At 50.1% G+C, this 17,527-nt stretch carries 19 protein-coding genes; 11 read left to right on the top strand and 8 right to left on the bottom strand.

The genetic code is table 11. The features are described 5' to 3' along the window. Positions 1–5 precede the first annotated feature (5 nt). From DYE26_RS24655 to DYE26_RS34360, 9 genes are read left to right on the top strand one after another with little or no spacing between them, the layout of a single operon-like run. A complete protein-coding gene (locus DYE26_RS24655) occupies positions 6–2,054 on the top strand; it encodes a phage tail family protein (protein ID WP_124332341.1) in 2,049 nt (682 codons plus the stop codon). Between the two features lie 12 nt (positions 2,055–2,066). Continuing rightward, positions 2,067–2,735: a LysM peptidoglycan-binding domain-containing protein gene (locus tag DYE26_RS24660; RefSeq protein WP_036618716.1), complete on the top strand. Its 669-nt coding sequence runs from the start codon at positions 2,067–2,069 to the stop codon at positions 2,733–2,735. After that, positions 2,732–3,715 carry an XkdQ/YqbQ family protein gene (locus DYE26_RS24665; RefSeq protein ID WP_082207616.1) on the top strand — a complete coding sequence of 328 codons (984 nt, stop codon included), beginning with the start codon at positions 2,732–2,734 and terminating at the stop codon, positions 3,713–3,715. Before DYE26_RS24660 ends, DYE26_RS24665 begins: the two co-directional genes overlap by 4 nt. Further along, entirely contained in the window at positions 3,716–4,189 is a 474-nt protein-coding gene (locus DYE26_RS24670) for a DUF2577 domain-containing protein (RefSeq protein WP_036618719.1), read from the top strand. Then, the gene (locus DYE26_RS24675) at positions 4,186–4,590 is read left to right on the top strand and encodes a DUF2634 domain-containing protein (protein WP_036618721.1); all 405 of its coding nucleotides are present in this window, start codon (positions 4,186–4,188) and stop codon (positions 4,588–4,590) included. Before DYE26_RS24670 ends, DYE26_RS24675 begins: the two co-directional genes overlap by 4 nt. Beyond that, complete coding sequence (locus tag DYE26_RS24680) at positions 4,583–5,662, top strand: baseplate J/gp47 family protein (protein WP_036618723.1); 1,080 nt, start codon at positions 4,583–4,585, stop codon at positions 5,660–5,662. Before DYE26_RS24675 ends, DYE26_RS24680 begins: the two co-directional genes overlap by 8 nt. Beyond that, positions 5,655–6,245 carry a putative phage tail protein gene (locus tag DYE26_RS24685; protein WP_036618726.1) on the top strand — a complete coding sequence of 197 codons (591 nt, stop codon included), beginning with the start codon at positions 5,655–5,657 and terminating at the stop codon, positions 6,243–6,245. The genes DYE26_RS24680 and DYE26_RS24685 overlap by 8 nt, the downstream gene beginning before the upstream one ends. After that, on the top strand, positions 6,242–6,529 hold the full coding sequence (locus DYE26_RS24690) for a hypothetical protein (protein ID WP_036618728.1): 288 nt from the start codon (positions 6,242–6,244) through the stop codon (positions 6,527–6,529). Before DYE26_RS24685 ends, DYE26_RS24690 begins: the two co-directional genes overlap by 4 nt. Further along, complete coding sequence (locus DYE26_RS34360) at positions 6,529–7,539, top strand: phage tail protein (protein WP_036618731.1); 1,011 nt, start codon at positions 6,529–6,531, stop codon at positions 7,537–7,539. The genes DYE26_RS24690 and DYE26_RS34360 overlap by 1 nt, the downstream gene beginning before the upstream one ends. Positions 7,540–8,032: 493 nt before the next feature. Here DYE26_RS34360 and DYE26_RS24700 read toward each other — a convergent pair whose 3' ends face one another. From DYE26_RS24700 to DYE26_RS24725, 7 genes are all read right to left on the bottom strand, one after another. After that, positions 8,033–8,383 carry a pentapeptide repeat-containing protein gene (locus tag DYE26_RS24700; protein ID WP_164815226.1) on the bottom strand — a complete coding sequence of 117 codons (351 nt, stop codon included), beginning with the start codon at positions 8,381–8,383 and terminating at the stop codon, positions 8,033–8,035. A 21-nt stretch (positions 8,384–8,404) separates the two neighbouring features. Next, the gene (locus DYE26_RS24705; RefSeq protein ID WP_036618733.1) at positions 8,405–8,623 is read right to left on the bottom strand and encodes a hypothetical protein; all 219 of its coding nucleotides are present in this window, start codon (positions 8,621–8,623) and stop codon (positions 8,405–8,407) included. Positions 8,624–8,694: 71 nt separating this feature from the next. After that, positions 8,695–9,198 carry a hypothetical protein gene (locus DYE26_RS24710; RefSeq protein ID WP_227872800.1) on the bottom strand — a complete coding sequence of 168 codons (504 nt, stop codon included), beginning with the start codon at positions 9,196–9,198 and terminating at the stop codon, positions 8,695–8,697. Between the two features lie 292 nt (positions 9,199–9,490). Further along, positions 9,491–9,652 carry a hypothetical protein gene (locus tag DYE26_RS33945; protein ID WP_170180931.1) on the bottom strand — a complete coding sequence of 54 codons (162 nt, stop codon included), beginning with the start codon at positions 9,650–9,652 and terminating at the stop codon, positions 9,491–9,493. Between the two features lie 69 nt (positions 9,653–9,721). Then, the gene (locus tag DYE26_RS24715) at positions 9,722–10,060 is read right to left on the bottom strand and encodes a hypothetical protein (RefSeq protein WP_036618736.1); all 339 of its coding nucleotides are present in this window, start codon (positions 10,058–10,060) and stop codon (positions 9,722–9,724) included. An 18-nt stretch (positions 10,061–10,078) separates the two neighbouring features. Then, complete coding sequence (locus tag DYE26_RS24720; RefSeq protein WP_036618739.1) at positions 10,079–12,382, bottom strand: hypothetical protein; 2,304 nt, start codon at positions 12,380–12,382, stop codon at positions 10,079–10,081. A 299-nt stretch (positions 12,383–12,681) separates the two neighbouring features. Further along, positions 12,682–13,566, bottom strand: coding sequence for an alpha/beta fold hydrolase (locus DYE26_RS24725; protein ID WP_036618743.1), 885 nt, complete (start codon positions 13,564–13,566; stop codon positions 12,682–12,684). A gap of 160 nt (positions 13,567–13,726) precedes the next feature. On the opposite strand from DYE26_RS24725, the gene DYE26_RS24730 reads away from it, so the two are divergent. Beyond that, positions 13,727–14,452, top strand: a complete 726-nt coding sequence (locus DYE26_RS24730) for a MerR family DNA-binding transcriptional regulator (RefSeq protein WP_036618746.1) — start codon at positions 13,727–13,729, stop codon at positions 14,450–14,452. Positions 14,453–14,547: 95 nt separating this feature from the next. Next, positions 14,548–15,657 (top strand): MBL fold metallo-hydrolase, encoded by a 1,110-nt coding sequence (locus tag DYE26_RS24735; RefSeq protein WP_036618749.1) that lies wholly within the window; start codon positions 14,548–14,550, stop codon positions 15,655–15,657. 626 nt (positions 15,658–16,283) lie between these two features. Here DYE26_RS24735 and DYE26_RS24740 read toward each other — a convergent pair. Then, positions 16,284–17,330: an SIS domain-containing protein gene (locus DYE26_RS24740; protein WP_036618752.1), complete on the bottom strand. Its 1,047-nt coding sequence runs from the start codon at positions 17,328–17,330 to the stop codon at positions 16,284–16,286. Positions 17,331–17,527: the final 197 nt, after the last annotated feature.

Below are 17,527 nucleotides of genomic sequence, written 5' to 3' on the forward strand. Positions count from 1 at the left end.
AAGCCATGGCAACTCCAGATTCCATGATAGTAGTGTACGACAGAATGAGGAATCTGCTTCCTCAAGTCATCCAGCCTGCCGAGCAGTCGATTGTCGTCTGGGAGGCCTCCGCGCGGGCGATGAACGACAACGTTAATGTGATGCTGCAGTTCTTACAGACCCTCCAGCAAATTATATCTAGCGAATTGAAGGCGCATCGGGAAGCGATGCAGGCCACGCAAGCGCAAGAGGAATTTAACCAGGAGCTGGACGAGTCCGCCAAGAAGGGGAACAAGCTTGTCGAAGCTTTTAAAAAGATGGACCTGAGTAAGATCGCATCGACGGGTAAAGAGTTCCTCGGGCGGATCTTAAGCGACGGCGCCCAGCAGCAAACCGCAATCGATCAACTTTCCTTCAGTGCCGGCAGTCCGGGGGCGGGGCAGCAGATTTTTGACCAGACAGCCTCGCAGGCGCTGCGGTACGGGCAAGATGTGGACACCGCAATGGCCGGTACGCAGAAATTTATGTCGATAACGACTGATCCCGCACAGCTCGCCGAACTGAATATGCTGGCGATGCGGCTTGAGCGGCTTAACCCCGGGCAAGGGTTGGAAGGGGCCGCCGATGCGCTTTCGCAAGTACTGTCCGGAAGTACGGAAGGCTTAGGATCTTTCGATATTTCGGCCGGGGCGATCGATAACAGCGGAGTTCAAACGGCGGGGCAGCAGGGTAACGTGAACGGCGTCATCGCGGCGATGGATGAGCTGCTGAACAAACAGCGGATGACGCAGGCAACTTTTGAAATGATGATGGACTCCCCGGCGGTGAAATGGAAGCGGGTGGTAGACACCTTTAACTTCCAGCTCGGATCGATAGGCCGTCAGGGGCTAAACGCGCTTGGGCCAATGTTTGACTCTTTCCTGGAAGTGTTGAACAGCGATGCGTTCAAGAGCTTTATCGACGGCTTGGGGGCAGGCTTAAGCATCGTGGGGTCTTTTTTGGGCGAGGTGGCCGATGGGCTGGCGGCGTTCTTTGGAGCATTCACGTCCAACGGTTCTTCCTCTTATTTTATCGTTCTCGGAATCATAGCGGCCTTGGGGCTGATGACGATCATGCTCTGGGCGATGGTTGCACCGGTTGTGGCCCAAGCGATAGCATGGTTGGGCGTTTATTGGCCGATACTGCTCATCGCCGCCGGAATCGCCTTACTCATCGGTGTGCTGATGAATTTGGGAGTCTCCGCCCAGACCATTGTCGGTGTTATCGCGGGAGCATTTTACGGTTTTTTTGCCTATTTGTATAACCAGTTTGCACTTCTCTACAATGTAATAAGCAGCTTTGTTGAATTTTGGCTCAACGTATTCCATGACCCGGTTTATGCCATCAAAAAGCTGATCTACGATCTGGCGATGGCGTTTGGCGGGTATATGTACAATATGCTGCGCTCCGCGGAAGACTTCGTCGAAGGTTTTCTTAAATCGTTCCAGGGCGTAAAAGGATTGGCAAACGGCTTAATCAAGGCGTTTAATAAAGTGTCCGGAAAAGATGTCCCGATGATTGATGACTGGAATTTCCATCGAATCAGCGATGGGGTACAAAGCTTCATGAACGGAATACCGGCTCCGGAGAAGCCGGATGGTGTCATTACTTTAGACAAGATGCAGTATAAGAATCCTGCCGAAGAGGCTGAAAAAGGCAGCAAGAAAGCAGTGGAACAATTTGATAAGCTTGCAAATAAGACGAATTCCTTGACCTCCGGCTTCGGGAAAGACCAGTCCCAAGATGCTCTGATTTCAGGCTTGGGAGGCGGAAACATCACCAACATCGGCAGCGTCGGGAACGTCGGCAGCGTGGACCGTGTTAATGAAACCGTGGATATTTCCTCGGAGGATTTAAAAATGATGCGTGAGCTGGCCGAACTGAAAAATATCCAGAATTACGTTACCTTGCAGCCGTCGATCAGTTTCGGGGATACCCATGTCCGTCAGCAGAGCGACATCAATACGATCATTGCGCATATCACAGAAAAATTAGAACAGGATATCGTCACCTCGGCGGATGCTGTCTATGGTTAGTAGGAGGGATGGATGGTGCGAGTATATGGCGTTGAGTTAAGTTTTAACAACAGGGCCGAGGTACTGAAGCTGCCGATCAACCCTTCCGAAATCAAAGTCAGTGAGTCCGGTCAAGGCAGCTCGTATGATGTGGCCGGGCTGGGCCAGATCAATGTGATTAAGGATCGGGGGTTGACGGAATACAGCTTTAGCGGCTTGTTCCCGGCCCAATGGTATAAGTTTGTGGCGACGGATGACCTGTTGCACCCGGTTGAATATATCAAGATGATCGAAAAATGGATGATCGCCAAGCGGCCGATCCGGTTTATTTTCACCAGTGACACTTACGACATTAATACACCGGCCAGCATCGAGTCTTTTACTTGGAAAGAGGTGGCCGGCAGCGGCGGAGACATTGAATACGATATCCAGCTTAAAAAATATGTTTTTTACGCCGCCCAGAAAATTACCCGGGAGACCACCAACGGGGGCGGCCAGGTACAAAAGAAAACGGCCAAAACCCGGCCCAATGATAAGCAGCAACCGAAGAACTATACGATGGTTGCCGGCGACAGTCTGTGGAAGGTGGCTCAGACGAAGCTCGGCAATGGAGCCCTTTGGAAGGAAATCCAGAAGCTAAACGGAATTAAGGACTCCGACCTGAAACGGCTGCCTGTAGGAAAGGTGCTGAAGCTGCCATGACCATGGCTGTGAAAATCATCAATCGGCAGGGGACCGGCAACGACGCCGAATGGGATGTTAGCGAAATCGTGAAAGGCCTGTCCTGGAAGACATCCCGGATCGGCAAGGCGGGGAGCGTTTCTTTTACGCTGATTAAAGGTTCTCCTTTTCAAACCACTAATTTTACGTACAACAATGGGGATATCGTGCGGGTCCGGGTGAATGACACGAATGTGTTCCACGGCTATATTTTCAGCATTGACGAGGGCCGGGACGAAGCCGTCAAGATCACCGCGTACGATCAGATCAGGTATCTAATGAACACCGACACCTACGTATTTACGGGCGTCACGGCGACGGAGGTTGTGCAGCGGATCGCCAAGGATTTCAATCTGAAGCTCGGGACGGTGGCTGATACGAAGCACCGAATCCCGACGATGACCGAGGATGGTAAAAAGCTGCTGGATATCATCGACAAGGCGATCACCTTGACCCTTCACCATACAGGCCGCGACTACTGCCTCTACGACGATTTCGGTTCGCTCTGCCTGCGCGAGGTGAATGATGCCGGGTTGGATCTGATTATCGGCGACGGCAGTCTGATGTACGACTATGAGGTTAAACGCTCGATCGACAGCGATACGTACAACCAGATTAAGTTATATAAGGACAACAAGGAGACCGGTAAACGTGAAATTTACATGGCCAAGGACAGCGTCAATATTAAGCGCTGGGGCTTGCTGCAGCACTACCAGTCGGTAGATGAAGACTACAACACGGCGCAGATCAGCGAGCTTCTGGATAAACTGGCCAAGCTTAAGAACCGTGAGACCAAGTCGCTTAAGGTAAACGCCCTGGGGGATATCCGCGTCCGCGCCGGCATGCGCGTCCGGATTATCATATCGGAATACGGCGTCGATCAGGCGCTGCTGGTGGATGAGTGTTCTCACGACTTCGACGGGGCGGTGCATACAATGACACTGGATTTGAGGGTGGTGTGAATGGCGGATTTACTAGGTACATTGAAAAAAGCTGCAACAGACGCCGTCCATGCCGGCAACCCTGTCGCAGTGCTGTTCGGCGAAATAAGCAAGGTGAATCCGCTGGAGGTAATCGTTGATCAACGGTTTACACTCACTGCGGATTTTTTGTATGTGACAGAACGCTTAACCCGATATGAAATCGATCTAAAACACAACCATACGTTTGACGGAGGAGTTACCCGCGATGCGTTGCCGGAAAAGATCGATCTCCAGCATAACCACACATTCGATGGCGGAATTGCCGGCGACGCGCTGCCGGACAAACTCGATTTAAAACACAACCACGCGTACAACGGTGGAATGACGGGGGACGCTTTGCCGGAAAAAATTGTGATCCGCGAAGGGCTGCAAGCCGGTGATGCGGTTCTGTTGCTGAGAGTACAAGGCGGTCAAAAATATGTCGTATGGGATAGGGTGGTGAGCGGATCATGATACCGGAAACAGACGAGAATCTGTTAAACGAGCCGTTAGTGGACCAGCCCATGCCGTCCCTGACTTGGCAAATTGATTTGGGCAGGGGACGCATCGCCGGGAAGACGGACGGCTTGGACGCCATCAAACAGGCGGTATTCAAGGTTTTCCAGACGGATCGCTTTTGGTATGACATCTATTCATTCGATTATGGCCACGAGCTAACGCTGCTGCTCGGCAGCAGCCCAGTATTTGCCCGGTCCGAGGCGAACCGGATGATTCGGGAGGCATTATTGCCTGATGACCGGATCGACTCGCTGGAAAATGTGGAGGTTGAAGTAGATGGCGATCGACTCATCATCCGTTTTACCGTGGTGACAGCGTACGGCAGTTTTGAGCAGGAGGTGAGACGTAGTGTATGAACACATGACTTTTGATTTTATACTGCAGCGAATGCTCTCCCGGGTACCGGATACGATCGACAAAAGGGAGGGCAGCGTTATTTATGACGCATGCGCACCGGCCGCGGCCGAGCTGGCCCAAATGTACATTGAATTGGACGTTAACTACACTCTTTCATTCGTGGACACGGCCAGCGGCGAATATCTGAGCCGGAAAACGGCTGAATTCGGGGTGAACCGCATACCGGCGACGCCGGCGGAGCGAAAAGCGATGTTTTACAACTCGGCCAATGACCTCATGGATGTACCTCTGGGTACACGGTTTGCGATTGCCGATTTGTCCTTTACGGTCAAAGAGAAGATCAGCACAGGCATATATAAAATGTCCTGTGAGACACCTGGCACGATCGGTAATACGCAGTTCGGTCCACTGTTGCCGATCGATTATGTGGCCAACCTGACCCGGGCCGTGTTGGCTGAAGTGCTGGTGCCGGGGGAAGACGAGGAGCCGGACGATGTACTCCGCAATCGATTTTACGAGACCGTCAACGAACCGGCTTTTGGCGGCAATGTCGCCGATTACAAGCAGCGGATCAATCGTATCCCGGGCGTCGGTGCGACCAAGGTTTACCCGGTCTGGCAGGGCGGAGGGACCGTTAAGTGCACCATCATTGCCGCGGACTGGACGCCTCCGTCGCCGGCGCTGATCGATGAGGTGCAAACGATCATCGACCCCACGGTCAATAGCGGTCAAGGATTTGGTCAGGCGCCGATCGACCATAAAGTGACCATTGCCGGAGTGACGGGCCTCCCGATCAATGTCGAGACGACGCTGACTCTAGCGACAGGAGTCACGCCCGGTCAGGTGCAGGCAGATGTTGAAGCTGTGATTGCGTCTTATCTGCTGGAGCTCCGGAAAGATTGGGCCAATCAGCAGCAGATCATCGTCCGGACCGCGCAGATCGATGCGCGAATCCTGACCGTGAACGGCGTCGAGGATGTGACCGGGACGACCGTTAATGGATCGGCAGCCAACTTAACGCTGGAGGCCGATGTGGTGCCGCAGCCGGGGACGGTGACCCTCCGTGTCTGATGATCGCATTTTGATCCATCTGCCGGCCTTTTACGGCGGCATTGAAGATTTTATCCGGCTGGCCGAAACGGAGACCATCGAGCTTGATTTGGCTCAGGGAGCCATCGACCAGCTTTTTGATGACCAGTTTGTTGAAACGTCCGCGCTGCAGGCGATCAAACGGCGCGAGCAGATGCTTGGCATCCAGGCGGACCCCACGAGAGAGACGCTGGAGTTCCGCCGGCGCCGCATTCTTAACCGCTACCAGACCAAACCTCCGTTTACCGTCAGATATTTGCAGCGGCAGCTCGACGCACTGGTCGGCAAAGGGATGACGATCGCGTCGGTGGACTATGCCAATCGGGTTTTGACGGTGACGGCCAACATTGACAATGCTAGCGTCTTCAAAGAGGTGCTCCGGACGATTGAGACGATCAAGCCGGCCAACCTCGTGTACCAACAAAACACGGCGCTAGAGGGAGCCGTTGCGCTGGAAGAGCATATCAGCGCGCGGGAAATGACATGGAATTACAAGCTGGACGGCTCTTGGAAGCTCGGGGAAAAACCATTCCTTACTTATGGACCGGAGGTGCCGATTAAATGATAGCTTCAAATTTGCTACACGATGTTGCCGAGTATGTAAATGGCCGGGTAGCCAAAGTGGTCATCAACGGGACTTATGTCATTACGAATTTTGAAGTAAAGGCTGTTACTAACAACGTGCTGGCTCTCAATTATGTAGTGCCGGTCAAAGAAGTATCTTTGATCACGTTGGTTGAGCTCAAAGACTCGACAGACGTCGTGTTTACGTCAAACGCTGTGAACATCCCGATTACGGCAGACCACCTAATGTTACAAACAATTGAATTTAAGGAGGGATTAAAGTAATGGCCAAAACGGATTGGACAATTTCAGATGTGGTTAAAGCACAAGACATGAACAACATCGGCGAAGAAATTAACAGCCTGAAAAATGCTATAGATAATATTCATATCCCGGATGCAGGCCTGACCGAAAAAGGTATCACAAAGCTCTCCAACGCCGTGAATAGCACCAGCGAAATTGAAGCTTCGACGCCGAAAGCCACGAAAACAGCATACGACGCAGCAGTGGCGGCACAAAATACAGCGAACGCTGCAAATACGGCTGCTGCAGATGCGCAGAACTCGGCGAACGCGGCGAATTCTGCCGCTGCTAACGCTCAGGGAATGGCTAGCGCGGCAAGCAGTGCGGCTGTTACCGCTCAAAGCAAGGCAGATGCCGCCAGCAACGCCGTAGGTCCCCTCTCAAGCCTGCTTACGTCGGCAAAGGGGAACGCGGTTGCCGCCATAAACGAGGTTTTTCAATCTGGAGTTGACGCTAAAAATCAGATTGTGGGCGCCGTCAACTCCAAGCTAGGCGCAGGAGCGTCCACAAGCGATCCGTGGGCTACTATAGCTCAAAAGATCACAGACTCGAAAGCGGTACGATCTATCTTTGGTTTTGGATCATCTGTGGAGTGGGGTATCCAAAGAAATGCCGGATACGCAAGTGCAAATTACCCGCCAAGTTATTATAGGGTTGAGCTAGATTTAGGCTCCGGGACCGACACTAAAGATTGTTATCTATATACCCTAACACCTATAGACTTTACTGGCGTGACACAACTCTATTGCCTCGGAGTACAGCAAATCAACAGATTGGGCAGCGACATCGCTAGGGTGGTTGTTGACCCGGTGCAGCACGGAAGTTACAGCGGAGGGAGCGTCATCGCATCGAGTGATATACCGTATCATGGTAGTGGATATCGGCAAGAGTTCAATATATATACAAAAGGATTAACTGGTTGGTACTATTTAAGAGTACATGCTAGAGGGGTATCAGGAAAATTGTGGTTAGAGAAGATGTTGCTAAATTGACCAAAACAAAGGGGAGATATACATGATCAGGATGTTTAAAAGTAATAAAGGCTTATGTCGAAGCAATCGAGTTTAAAGATTTTAAATTGATTTAGGAAATTATCCGGTTTACGGGAATGGTGGCCACAGTGAAATTCGATATGGATGGCTCATTCGATCGATTACTATCGAAAACGGGAAGAAGCCTGTCGTAGCCATTCCAGGACAGTTCATCTACAAAAACAACACCGGGGCCATTGGAGTTTTAAGACACGCTCGGCACTGAGGTAGACTGGGACACAAGACAAAGACGGTCATGATTACAAAATAATGGATAATCATAAGGCCCACTAACCAAAATGGGAGGTGGGCTTTAACATGTCTTTAAAAAACGTTAAATTCATACATCAAATTGTTGTGTTACAAGCAAGAGTATGGATATTTTCAAACTGTATCTGGGGGCTCAGTTTTTGAGGAGATCTGATTATAATACCGTATGCCTCTTTTGACTATGTCACTCTTTTCTAAATCCTAACAACCATTTCTGTATATTATCGCCCTCTAGCTTTATTGGTTCGTCTTCTGTTCCAACAAAAATATACTGAGCTGATACTTCCTCAATTCCTTTTGCATCTTTAAAACTTGTCCCGCATAGAAGTGCTCCATCAAATATAGCGCTTGTTAGATCCACATTGTAAAAATTTGCATGACTTGAATTCGCTCTTCGAAAAGAAGCACGGTGCATATCTGATCCGGATAAGTCAGCAAAGCTAAGATTTGCGTCGTCAAAAGACGCCTTTATACCAAGGCAATTTCTCAAAATTGAATTTTTTAATGATGCATAATCGAATACAGTTTTGCTCAACATACATTCCGACAAATTCGATTAATCAAACGAAGAACCTAAAAAGTAGCAATCGCTCATATCATTATTTGTCAGGAAGGAGTTGCTTGCGTTTGAATCAACAATTTCAGAACAACTTAGATTAATCTCTGTTAGATTTAGTTCACATATCTCTTTTTTTACTATTTCTAACTTTCTTCCACTTTTCCCATCCGACTGTGCCCAGAGGTGATGGCTCAAAAACATATCTTTAATATCCATGCAATACTCCTTTTCGGGCATACCTCTGAATAACAATTAAAAATATACTTAGGTTATTGTTTTAAAATAAACTACAGCATATTTTCCCGCCTTAAACTTTCCAAAAGTCTCCGGTCAATATATAAGTCTGTTATTACTGAAAAATCGTCTGAATTGTTGTGGAGACCATGCGACAGTATAAATTTTTCTCCGTTATCCATAACTATCTCAACACCAACCACATTTGGTAATTCGGCGAGCAAGGCATTTTGCGGATCGCGCTTAATAATATTTACCATCCTTATTTTCTGCCCTACTATTCGGCTCCAATAGGAATTGCTGTATTGTTTATCCAGGGCACTAATAGCGTAGAGTTCTGGATCGTTTTCGAGGGGCTCATTAGTGGTGTAGCCTATATCATCTTTTTCAACCCATGTAATAACCGAATTTTGCGATGGGTCGCTGGCGGCCCCAATGACTAACCCCGATTGAAAATACATTAACACTGGTCCTGCGGTTAATGAGAAAACGTCTTCTTCTTCAATCTCACATTGCTCTAAGGCATCACTACCTTCCCACCAGCTAAATCTTGTCAATTGGCAAAGCGTCTGATTTTTATAATTTGAAACAACCTATTTTTATCAGACGGGAAAGAACTTAATCTAATGTCTGCATTCATTGAGTTCCCTCATTATCAACGCGATTCTCTTTTAGCAGTTTCAATAAGTAGATCTATCATTCTCAAGTTATTCTAAGTCTGCTTTGAGTCTCGGCCTGTATTAATGCTCTCAGAGGATGTTTCTGTTCAATAAGAATTTTTAGCTTGATAAGAAAAGGCCGACTTCGGCACACCCTGACCAAAGACGACCTATGAACATCACTATATTGTTAAGAATGAATCTTCTCAAGGAAGTCCTCAAGAACTTTTTTTACTGGTAAGCCTACTTTAGGCAGCAAATCACGTACCAGGCCTGCAATAATACAACCATAATCGTACCATGAGTCCTCAGAGGTATCGGCAGATAATAGATTATCCAATTCTTTATACATTTAACATCCCGAATCTCTTCTTTAGATTTTGTCTTTCTAGGTTATATAAGCTCTCTCTTACTCTAAGAGTTAAATATCCTTGAGTTCTATTTTTTCAATTAGCCCCCAATTTACACCATCCTCAAGTTGATAGTCCAGCTCTTCTAATAATTTAAATCCTTCTTGTTCGATTCCTGAATCATGCCCATAAACTTGAAAGTACCGTTCTTTAAACTGTACATACCAATAATAAATACTGTAATAAATACTTTGTTTATCCAGAGGGATTGCGCTAACATTGTTCTTTAAATAAGAATAATATGCCAACAACTCGTTTAAATGAGCATCATTTATAGAATCATTGTAGAAATTCTGTAGTTCTTCATCAGAAATATATTTCTTAATTTCTTCTTCCTTTAAAATTCTCATACATCTCACCCCTAGTGACTATTCAGGAAAGAACCTCACATCAATATCGATTTTTCTAGAATTAAATAAGTTTGTCAATTGTTCTACAGCCTTCTCATCAGATACTAACCATTCTACCTTATAACCTGCAGTAACTGCCGCCTCTTGCTGTCTTAATGCCTCTTGTACTACTTTATTCTTAGCAAATTCAGGTAGTTCATCAACGTGATAGAATGATTTCGGTTTTATTATAAGCTTGCCATCCTGCAAAACATCCTCTAAAAGGTTCTCAAACTGTACATACCCCCCTTTTGGATGAGGTAAATAATAACTTTCGTTGTTAGGATTTATTTTTAGTTCAAAGTCATCTACTCTTGGATTATTCTGAGGTATTCTTTCACCAAAGAAACCTTTACCATATGGACGTGCATTAATATCATTGATGCCCCATTTTATCTTTGTATTATATTCGGGGGTTTTTGGCGTCCCCCCAACTCCCCGCTCCCTCTCCTCAATAAACTTCAGGTAATTCTCCTGCGCCGGGGTTCTGGGGAGGACGATATCATCGACGCTCGTTCCGGGGATGGGGGCCATCATGCCCCCGGAGGTCAGTCCTCTTTCGACCTTCACCGAATCGGAAATCTTCGGCAACAACTCAGCCAATTTCTTCGACGTCTTCGCCGAAATCTTGGCGCCGGATTTGGCCGCTCCGCTTACCAGCGTTAGCGCCATAACGGCTTTGGTCAAAGCGCGGCCATAGGTTACGCTCTCTTCGTAGGTGGCTTTGCCGCTGAAGATTTTGTCGGACAGCTCATTGATTTGTTCAAAAGGAACGACGAATTCTTGGGCTAACCCTTCGCCGACTGTATTTTTAACGTCATCGTAGGTGATCTCGCCGCCGGCGATCGCTTTACCCAGATCGTAATATCCCGGGATGGTTTCTGTCCAGAACTGCAGGCTGGTTGGCTGAACGCTTATTGCGTACTCAATCAAATCTTTGGCATCTTCACCAAGTTGCTTGACGATGCCCTCCCCGACGCCTACCGTCGTGAAAGCCGTGCTCATTCCGCGGGTGTCCAGGTCCGGATTATTGCGGATGCCCAGCCCTCTCTCGGCATAAGCCAATTCCAGCAGCTCTTTCGTAATTTTGCCGTCCACTTCAAATTGGTAGCCGTCCAGGCCGAACATGTCCCGGCGCACCGCGGCCACGGAACTGACGGTATTCGCAATGTGTTGGTAGCCCGCGACCGCGATCAAAAATTCCTCGTTGTACTTTCCGGTGATTTCGCCGTGATAGATGTTCATGTCTTTCAAATATTGCTGCAACTTGCGAATGTCTTCCTCGGGAACCTCCCGGTTATACGTATCAAGTTGTTCCTGAAGATTTCGTCTTTGCTCGGCGGCCTTAAGAACAGCAGCTTCGATTTGATCGTAGTGGCTACGCGCCCATTCCCGGTACACGGCGTTCAGCATTCCGGCTGCGATGACAAGCCGCAGTTCGCTTTCCTTTGGCATTGGGGATCTGTCCTGTTTGAGCGGATTGTATGCGCAGGCGTCCAAAGGCGAGCCTTTTTGGAACTCCGCCAAGCTGACTTCTTCCTTGAACCACTCCTGCGATACGCCTAAATCGGCCAACACCTTGCGATACTTCTCAGCCTCTTGATGGGTCTGCTCCATGTACATCCGGTTTCCATATACCATGTAAATACGGTAGGCCGCCTGGCTGCGGGCGATTTCTTCGAAACTTTTCGCGATAATCTCGAGTTCTCTTCTTGCGTTCAACTGCTCCTCTGCACTTCCGGTGTCCAAGCTAGCCAAAAGAGCAGCGATCCGCGCATCTTCTTTGACCGGGGCAAGACGGCTTTCAAGCGACCATTCCTGAATCTTCAGCAAAGACTCTTTGATCAACTGCAGGATGGAGGGATACGCTGCCGTAGCCGTCTGTGGGCCCGCTCCATCCCCTGCCGCAATGCCTGCAAACCGGTTCAACCCGCTCTGGAGCAGCCCCTTTAAAGTAAACACCGGCGGTTTCTTGGCACGGGTTAACGCCAGCATCTCTTTTTCGGTTTGGCGATATTGGCCGGCGGCCATCGTCAGAGCTTTCGCCTTGCTCCTCATATGATCGTCCAACTGCATCGACAGCGACATGATCTTTTGCAGCCGATCCCTTGCCGCCCGCGCCGCCGAGCGCACGTTATTTTCATGATAAGCCGATTCCACACTGCCGATCAGCCGGTTCAGTTCCCGGTACATCCCGGTGTTTGTCTCTTCAAAGGTCTGCCTTAACCGGTCCAGTTGGCGAGACAACTGCTCGATTTGATCGGGATTTACCTTTTGCAACATGCTTGATCTCCGCCTTTAGGTGGACGTATGTACTCGGTAAAATTTACCACCACCCAGTATATTCACGGGTATTCTACCAATATGAACCAGGCCGGACAATAGATACATCGTACAAATTTCGTTATACGAAAGTCCCATTATTGCGGCTCAACATGGTGTGCCAACCGCAGGCTATCCAATCGACTAACAATCGACTAACAGCCGATTAACAGCGAACAGGACCGCGAACATGACGTTCACGGCCCTGTCTTTTGCTCACCCGATTCCCCGCATCAGCGTTCCTCACCCGAATCCGCCTATCAGCGCTTTCCGCCCAACAATTTTTCCACAAGCCAAGGTTTGATCACGGGCAACACCACGTCAGGCTGCATTGCCTTTGTATGATCCATGCCGCTCCCCGGCATAATTTCAACATCCCACCCCGCTTGCCCCAACAGACTCTGGTTCTTTTTCAAGCGCCCAACGATGTCGACCGTAACATTGCCGAAGTTTTCGCCGTAAACGATTGTGTCCTGCTCCCCGGCAAAAGCGAGCTTGGGAATCGGCAGCTTCTCCAGTACGCTTCGGCCGTCAAAGCCTATCAAGCTACGGTACAACGTCATAAACTGCTTGGTTACGGACGGATCGATCGTGACGTTGACGTTATCCCAATCGAAATCCGCCGGATTTTCGGAGTCCGCTTGCTGGGGAACCGCATTTTGCTTTTGCTGCAGCGCTTGCTGATAGGTTTTTTCGGTGACGGCCAGCATTTCACGGTACGGCCCTTCGCAAGGCGGGAAGCCACCCATGATCAAACTTTCCAAACGATCCGTCCTGACCGCCAGCTGCAATCCAGCAAGCGCCAGCCAGGAATATCCGTAGTAGCTAAACTGCCGGATGTTCATTTCATCCGCGATGTGCAGGAAATCGTTCACGATATGCTCCGGGGTGAGGTAGTCCGGAACGGGATTTTGAAACAAGTGCCCTTCATAATCGAAAAATAAAACCTGAAACCGGTCGGCGAGCCCTTCTACCAAGCGCTTTCCCAATTCCGGGTCAACGCCCCACTGCTTTAAACTTTCGGCCTCTTGACCGTATACCGGTTTTTTGGCGACGGGCAGCATGATCGTTTTGGGGTTCGATTGTCCGGCAAGCAGCCCCACTTCGATGACTGAATTATCGGGCAGAGTTATCGTTTTTTTCAACACAAATCACTCCTTAGGGCGGTTATATTATCATCGTATAACATTCATGCAATCTTTCGCTTTGCCGCTCATCATGCCTTGGTATTCGTGTTATATTAATGGTCAATATTAACGCAGCACTTTAGGGTTTAACTTTAATCTTTTCACTGGGGGGGCAGGAATGAACGAAGTATATACACCGAAACAAATAGCAAAAATGTTAAACATCAGCACCACAACTTTGCGAAGATACGAGGAACAGGGGCTAATTCCACATGTCCATAGAACGGCCAGTAACCGCAGATGCTACCGGCCTGTTCACGTACAGGCTTTCACCGTTATCCGAATGTTGCTTCAAGGGTATGACATCCCGGTGGTCTATGAGGCGATGCAAAATATTAAAAAGGGGAACACGGTGGAGGCTTTCTGGTTAATCAACCGGCAACTGCACATCCTACAGGAGGAGAAGCATAGAGTTGAGGAAGTTTTAATGATGATCAAAAACGCGGATTTCTCCAAATACTGCAACGTCAAGGTTACGGAAACGATGAAAATCGGGGAAGTTGCCGCGTTGGCCGGCGTTAATCCTTCGGCGATCCGGCACTGGGAGAAGGAAGGACTGATCAAATCGGAGAGAGAGCGGGGGAACGGGTACAGAATGTACACCACATCCGAACTGAAGAAAGTCATTGTGATCAGCAGCCTGCGAAAAACGATCCATTACATCGAAAATATGAAACAGTTGCTAAATGAACTCGAAACACAGCACTACACGAAAGTGGAGCGGTCTTTTCAACTGGCTCTGCAAAAATTAAATCATCAACTTACGACTCGATTCCAAGGCATCGCCGAATTGATGAAATATGTAACTTTTTATCGTGAGCAAACCTCGCCTGGGCAAACTTGACCTCTCCCGAATGCCGTATTCCTCAGCCCTTCCGGTCAGCTCAAGCCCGGCAACAAATCTCTCATCAGCCGCTAAAAAGAAGGAGGTACAAGCGTATGCTTGTTTTCTTTACCCTCATTTGCCTCGTGGTGCTCATCGCCGTCGGCTTCGATTTGTTTATGAAGCTGTACCCGCCCTTTGGCGGCAAGCCGTCGCCCGCAGAGATGGAGCGTTACCGGCAGTCTCCCAACTATAACGGAAAAAAGTTCGAGTACCCCCTGCACACACAGTTGATGGCGCCGCTCCCCGGCAGTCTTCTAACGGCTCTGCGCGAATACCTGCAACGCAAACCTCATCTGAGGCCGGACCGGCCCCTCCCGCAGGTCAAGCTGGATCGGCAGGCGATTGAAGGGATCAAGGAGGACACGGTGATCTGGTTTGGCCATTCGGCCCTGCTGCTGCAACTTGGGGGGACGCGGATGCTGCTGGACCCGATGTTTGGTCCCTCTTCATTTCCGATCAAGGGAATGGGCGGAAAAAGGTACAACCAAGAGCTGCCATTCGGCGGCCTGGACGAGCTTCCGGCAATCGATGCCATCGTTTTGTCGCATGATCATTACGATCATCTCGACTACGGTACGATCAAGCGGTTGAAGGACCGGGTGACACGGTTTATCGTGCCGCTGGGCGTCCGCTGTCATTTGGAACGGTGGGGCGTCGCGCCCGAGCGGATCAGCGAACACGACTGGTGGGATGAACTGGAGTTTCAAGGCGTTCGGCTAGCCTGTACGCCGGCCCGTCATTTTTCCGGCAGGGGGCTGTTTAGCCGCGACGGCGGACTATGGTGTTCGTGGGTCATCGCGACGCCGGAGACGAGGGTGTATTACTGCGGGGACAGCGGGTACGGACCCCATTTCAAGGAAATCGGCGAAAAATACGGCCCGTTTGATCTCACCTTAATGGAGTGCGGCCAGTATGATGAACGGTGGATTGATGTCCACCTGCTTCCCGAGCAGACGGTGCGGGCCCATCTGGACGTCAAAGGGAACGTGCTGCTTCCGGTGCATTGGGGCGCGTTTACGCTGGCGATGCACAGCTGGTACGATCCGGTGCGTCGGCTGACCGAAGAGGCCGGGCGGCGGGGCGTCCCGATCACAACGCCGAAAATCGGGGAGCCCGTCAAGGTGGGCGCGTCCGAATATCCGGCCGAGGCGTGGTGGAAGTAGCGATGGCGGGCAGAGGCGGACGCATAAGCAGGAGCTTTTCCTTGAGGATGAGGGCGATCAAGATTGAAATCTACGATCCCTTGCGGAAAAGCTTTTTTTGTGCGGGCAGAGTGCTGTCCAGTGCTGCTCAATACTGCTCTGTGTTGCGTGCCACCTAGTGCTGCCTAGTGCTGCCTAGTAGCCGCTTAGTGCCGCCGAGCGAAAATAACGCCCTTTTTCGGCGCTATTTTCGTCATTGAGCGGAAGCTGGGGCTAATAGAGGACTTTTTGGTCGTTATTTCAGTGGGCGGGTGGTCTAAGGCTAATATCTCCGGGCCCCGGGGGAAATAGGAACATAAATGTCCGCTATTTGGAGAACGGAGGGAAAATCCGTCCCAATAGCGACATAAATTACCGTTATTTCCGGGGATATCGGGATCAATGGTGTTATGGCAGGCCATGAAAGGCCACGGAAGGCCGAATCTCGTTTATCTTTGGGCGCCATGACTTTTTCTCCAGCCCAAAAGACCGGACAGGCCAGCTCAAAGTAGCCGACTCATCAACCAAAAGGACTCGACTCATCAGTTCAAAGGACCGGAACCACTCGGTCCCGGCCCCTACCATACGGCATGCGGCGACAGTTTCGTTTACAGCTTAACCCAGGCCACCAGCCCGTCGGGCTGATCCGGGTTGATGCCGTGGCGTTCTGCGCTGGTCAGAGCGGCGATTTGCGGGATGAAAATGAACGGAATGCCCCGCACCGCAGCGTCCAGCGGCCGCTCCGTCGTGATCGCGAGGTCAACGATCTCATGCGGCACTGCCGCCGCCCGATCGGCAAACGCGATCACGGTGGCGCCGCGGTCTTTGATATCGCGCATCAGGTTGCGCTGATGGTCGATGCCGGTATCCGACAGGGCCGCGATCACTAGCGTATCCGGTCCAACCGTCACCATCGGTCCGTGGCGGACATCAAGGAGATGGTAGGCGTGCGCTTGCGTCTTGGCGATTTCGGTCAGGGCGATCGCGCCCTCGGCGGCCAGTCCCTGCAGCTCGCCGTCCGCTAGTACAACGGCGTTTGTCCAGGTGAAATCGCACACCCGGCGGATGCCGTCCTCCACGCGCGCCATGTAGGCTTCGCCCTGGTGAATAGCCGCCTGCATATCGGCAATCAGCGCCTCGTCTCCGGCCAGGAAGGCGGCGAGCAGGAGGTTGGCCGCATACAGGTTGACGACTGTGCGGGTCTGGCAGACACTATGGTCAAAAGCCCACGGCAGTTCGAGAGAAAAATCGGCCGTTAAGGAAAGCGGAGAATCTTCCATACAGGAAATTGCCAACACGGGAATGCGCTTTTCATCGGATTGGATCAACCGCAACGCTTCAACCACCTCGCTGGTGCTGCCGGACCGTGACGGCGCGATCGCCAGGGTGCCCGCCAACATAGGGCGGTAGCGGTCAGCATGGAGCATCAGGTCGCCGGCGGCCAGGGAAACCGCAGGCAGTCCGGCGCGCAACCGGAAGGAGAAGGAGGCCGCTTCGCTCAAGCAGTAGCTGGAACCGGAGCCAACGAAGGTCACAGAGTTCACCCCTTGCGCTCGAACAAATGCCGTAAACTCAGCACGCTTGGCCAGCATATAATCGTAAGTCTGCTGCAAGGCCTTGTATTGGCCTTTTATTTCACTGTACGTCAAACTCATAAAAGGTACCTCCCGTAAATGAATTGAAATGACGCTTTATGTCAATTCTATAATCATTTCGATCAAAAATGCAATAAAAAAGATTGCTTCAATCAATAAAACGGAATAAAATTTGCGAACTGAGCGATAAAATTTTACAAAATGATTGATTTAATCAAAATAAACGATTATTATGATCACAAGCACAAGATTCATCC

The sequence above is a fragment of the Paenibacillus macerans genome, assembly GCF_900454495.1.
Lineage (GTDB): Bacteria > Bacillota > Bacilli > Paenibacillales > Paenibacillaceae > Fontibacillus > Fontibacillus macerans.

Bases quoted from the DNA above. Each gene is read 5' to 3' on its own strand.
- DYE26_RS24705 (WP_036618733.1), bottom strand. From the start codon at position 8,623: ATGGATATTAAAGATATGTTTTTGAGCCATCACCTCTGGGCACAGTCG.
- DYE26_RS24740 (WP_036618752.1), bottom strand. From the start codon at position 17,330: ATGAGTTTGACGTACAGTGAAATAAAAGGCCAATACAAGGCCTTGCAG.
- DYE26_RS24715 (WP_036618736.1), bottom strand. From the start codon at position 10,060: ATGAGAATTTTAAAGGAAGAAGAAATTAAGAAATATATTTCTGATGAA.
- DYE26_RS34360 (WP_036618731.1), top strand. From the start codon at position 6,529: ATGGCCAAAACGGATTGGACAATTTCAGATGTGGTTAAAGCACAAGAC.
- DYE26_RS24720 (WP_036618739.1), bottom strand. From the start codon at position 12,382: ATGTTGCAAAAGGTAAATCCCGATCAAATCGAGCAGTTGTCTCGCCAA.
- DYE26_RS24735 (WP_036618749.1), top strand. From the start codon at position 14,548: ATGCTTGTTTTCTTTACCCTCATTTGCCTCGTGGTGCTCATCGCCGTC.
- DYE26_RS24665 (WP_082207616.1), top strand. From the start codon at position 2,732: ATGACCATGGCTGTGAAAATCATCAATCGGCAGGGGACCGGCAACGAC.
- DYE26_RS24660 (WP_036618716.1), top strand. From the start codon at position 2,067: ATGGTGCGAGTATATGGCGTTGAGTTAAGTTTTAACAACAGGGCCGAG.
- DYE26_RS33945 (WP_170180931.1), bottom strand. From the start codon at position 9,652: ATGTATAAAGAATTGGATAATCTATTATCTGCCGATACCTCTGAGGAC.
- DYE26_RS24675 (WP_036618721.1), top strand. From the start codon at position 4,186: ATGATACCGGAAACAGACGAGAATCTGTTAAACGAGCCGTTAGTGGAC.
- DYE26_RS24670 (WP_036618719.1), top strand. From the start codon at position 3,716: ATGGCGGATTTACTAGGTACATTGAAAAAAGCTGCAACAGACGCCGTC.
- DYE26_RS24730 (WP_036618746.1), top strand. From the start codon at position 13,727: ATGAACGAAGTATATACACCGAAACAAATAGCAAAAATGTTAAACATC.
- DYE26_RS24655 (WP_124332341.1), top strand. From the start codon at position 6: ATGGCAACTCCAGATTCCATGATAGTAGTGTACGACAGAATGAGGAAT.
- DYE26_RS24690 (WP_036618728.1), top strand. From the start codon at position 6,242: ATGATAGCTTCAAATTTGCTACACGATGTTGCCGAGTATGTAAATGGC.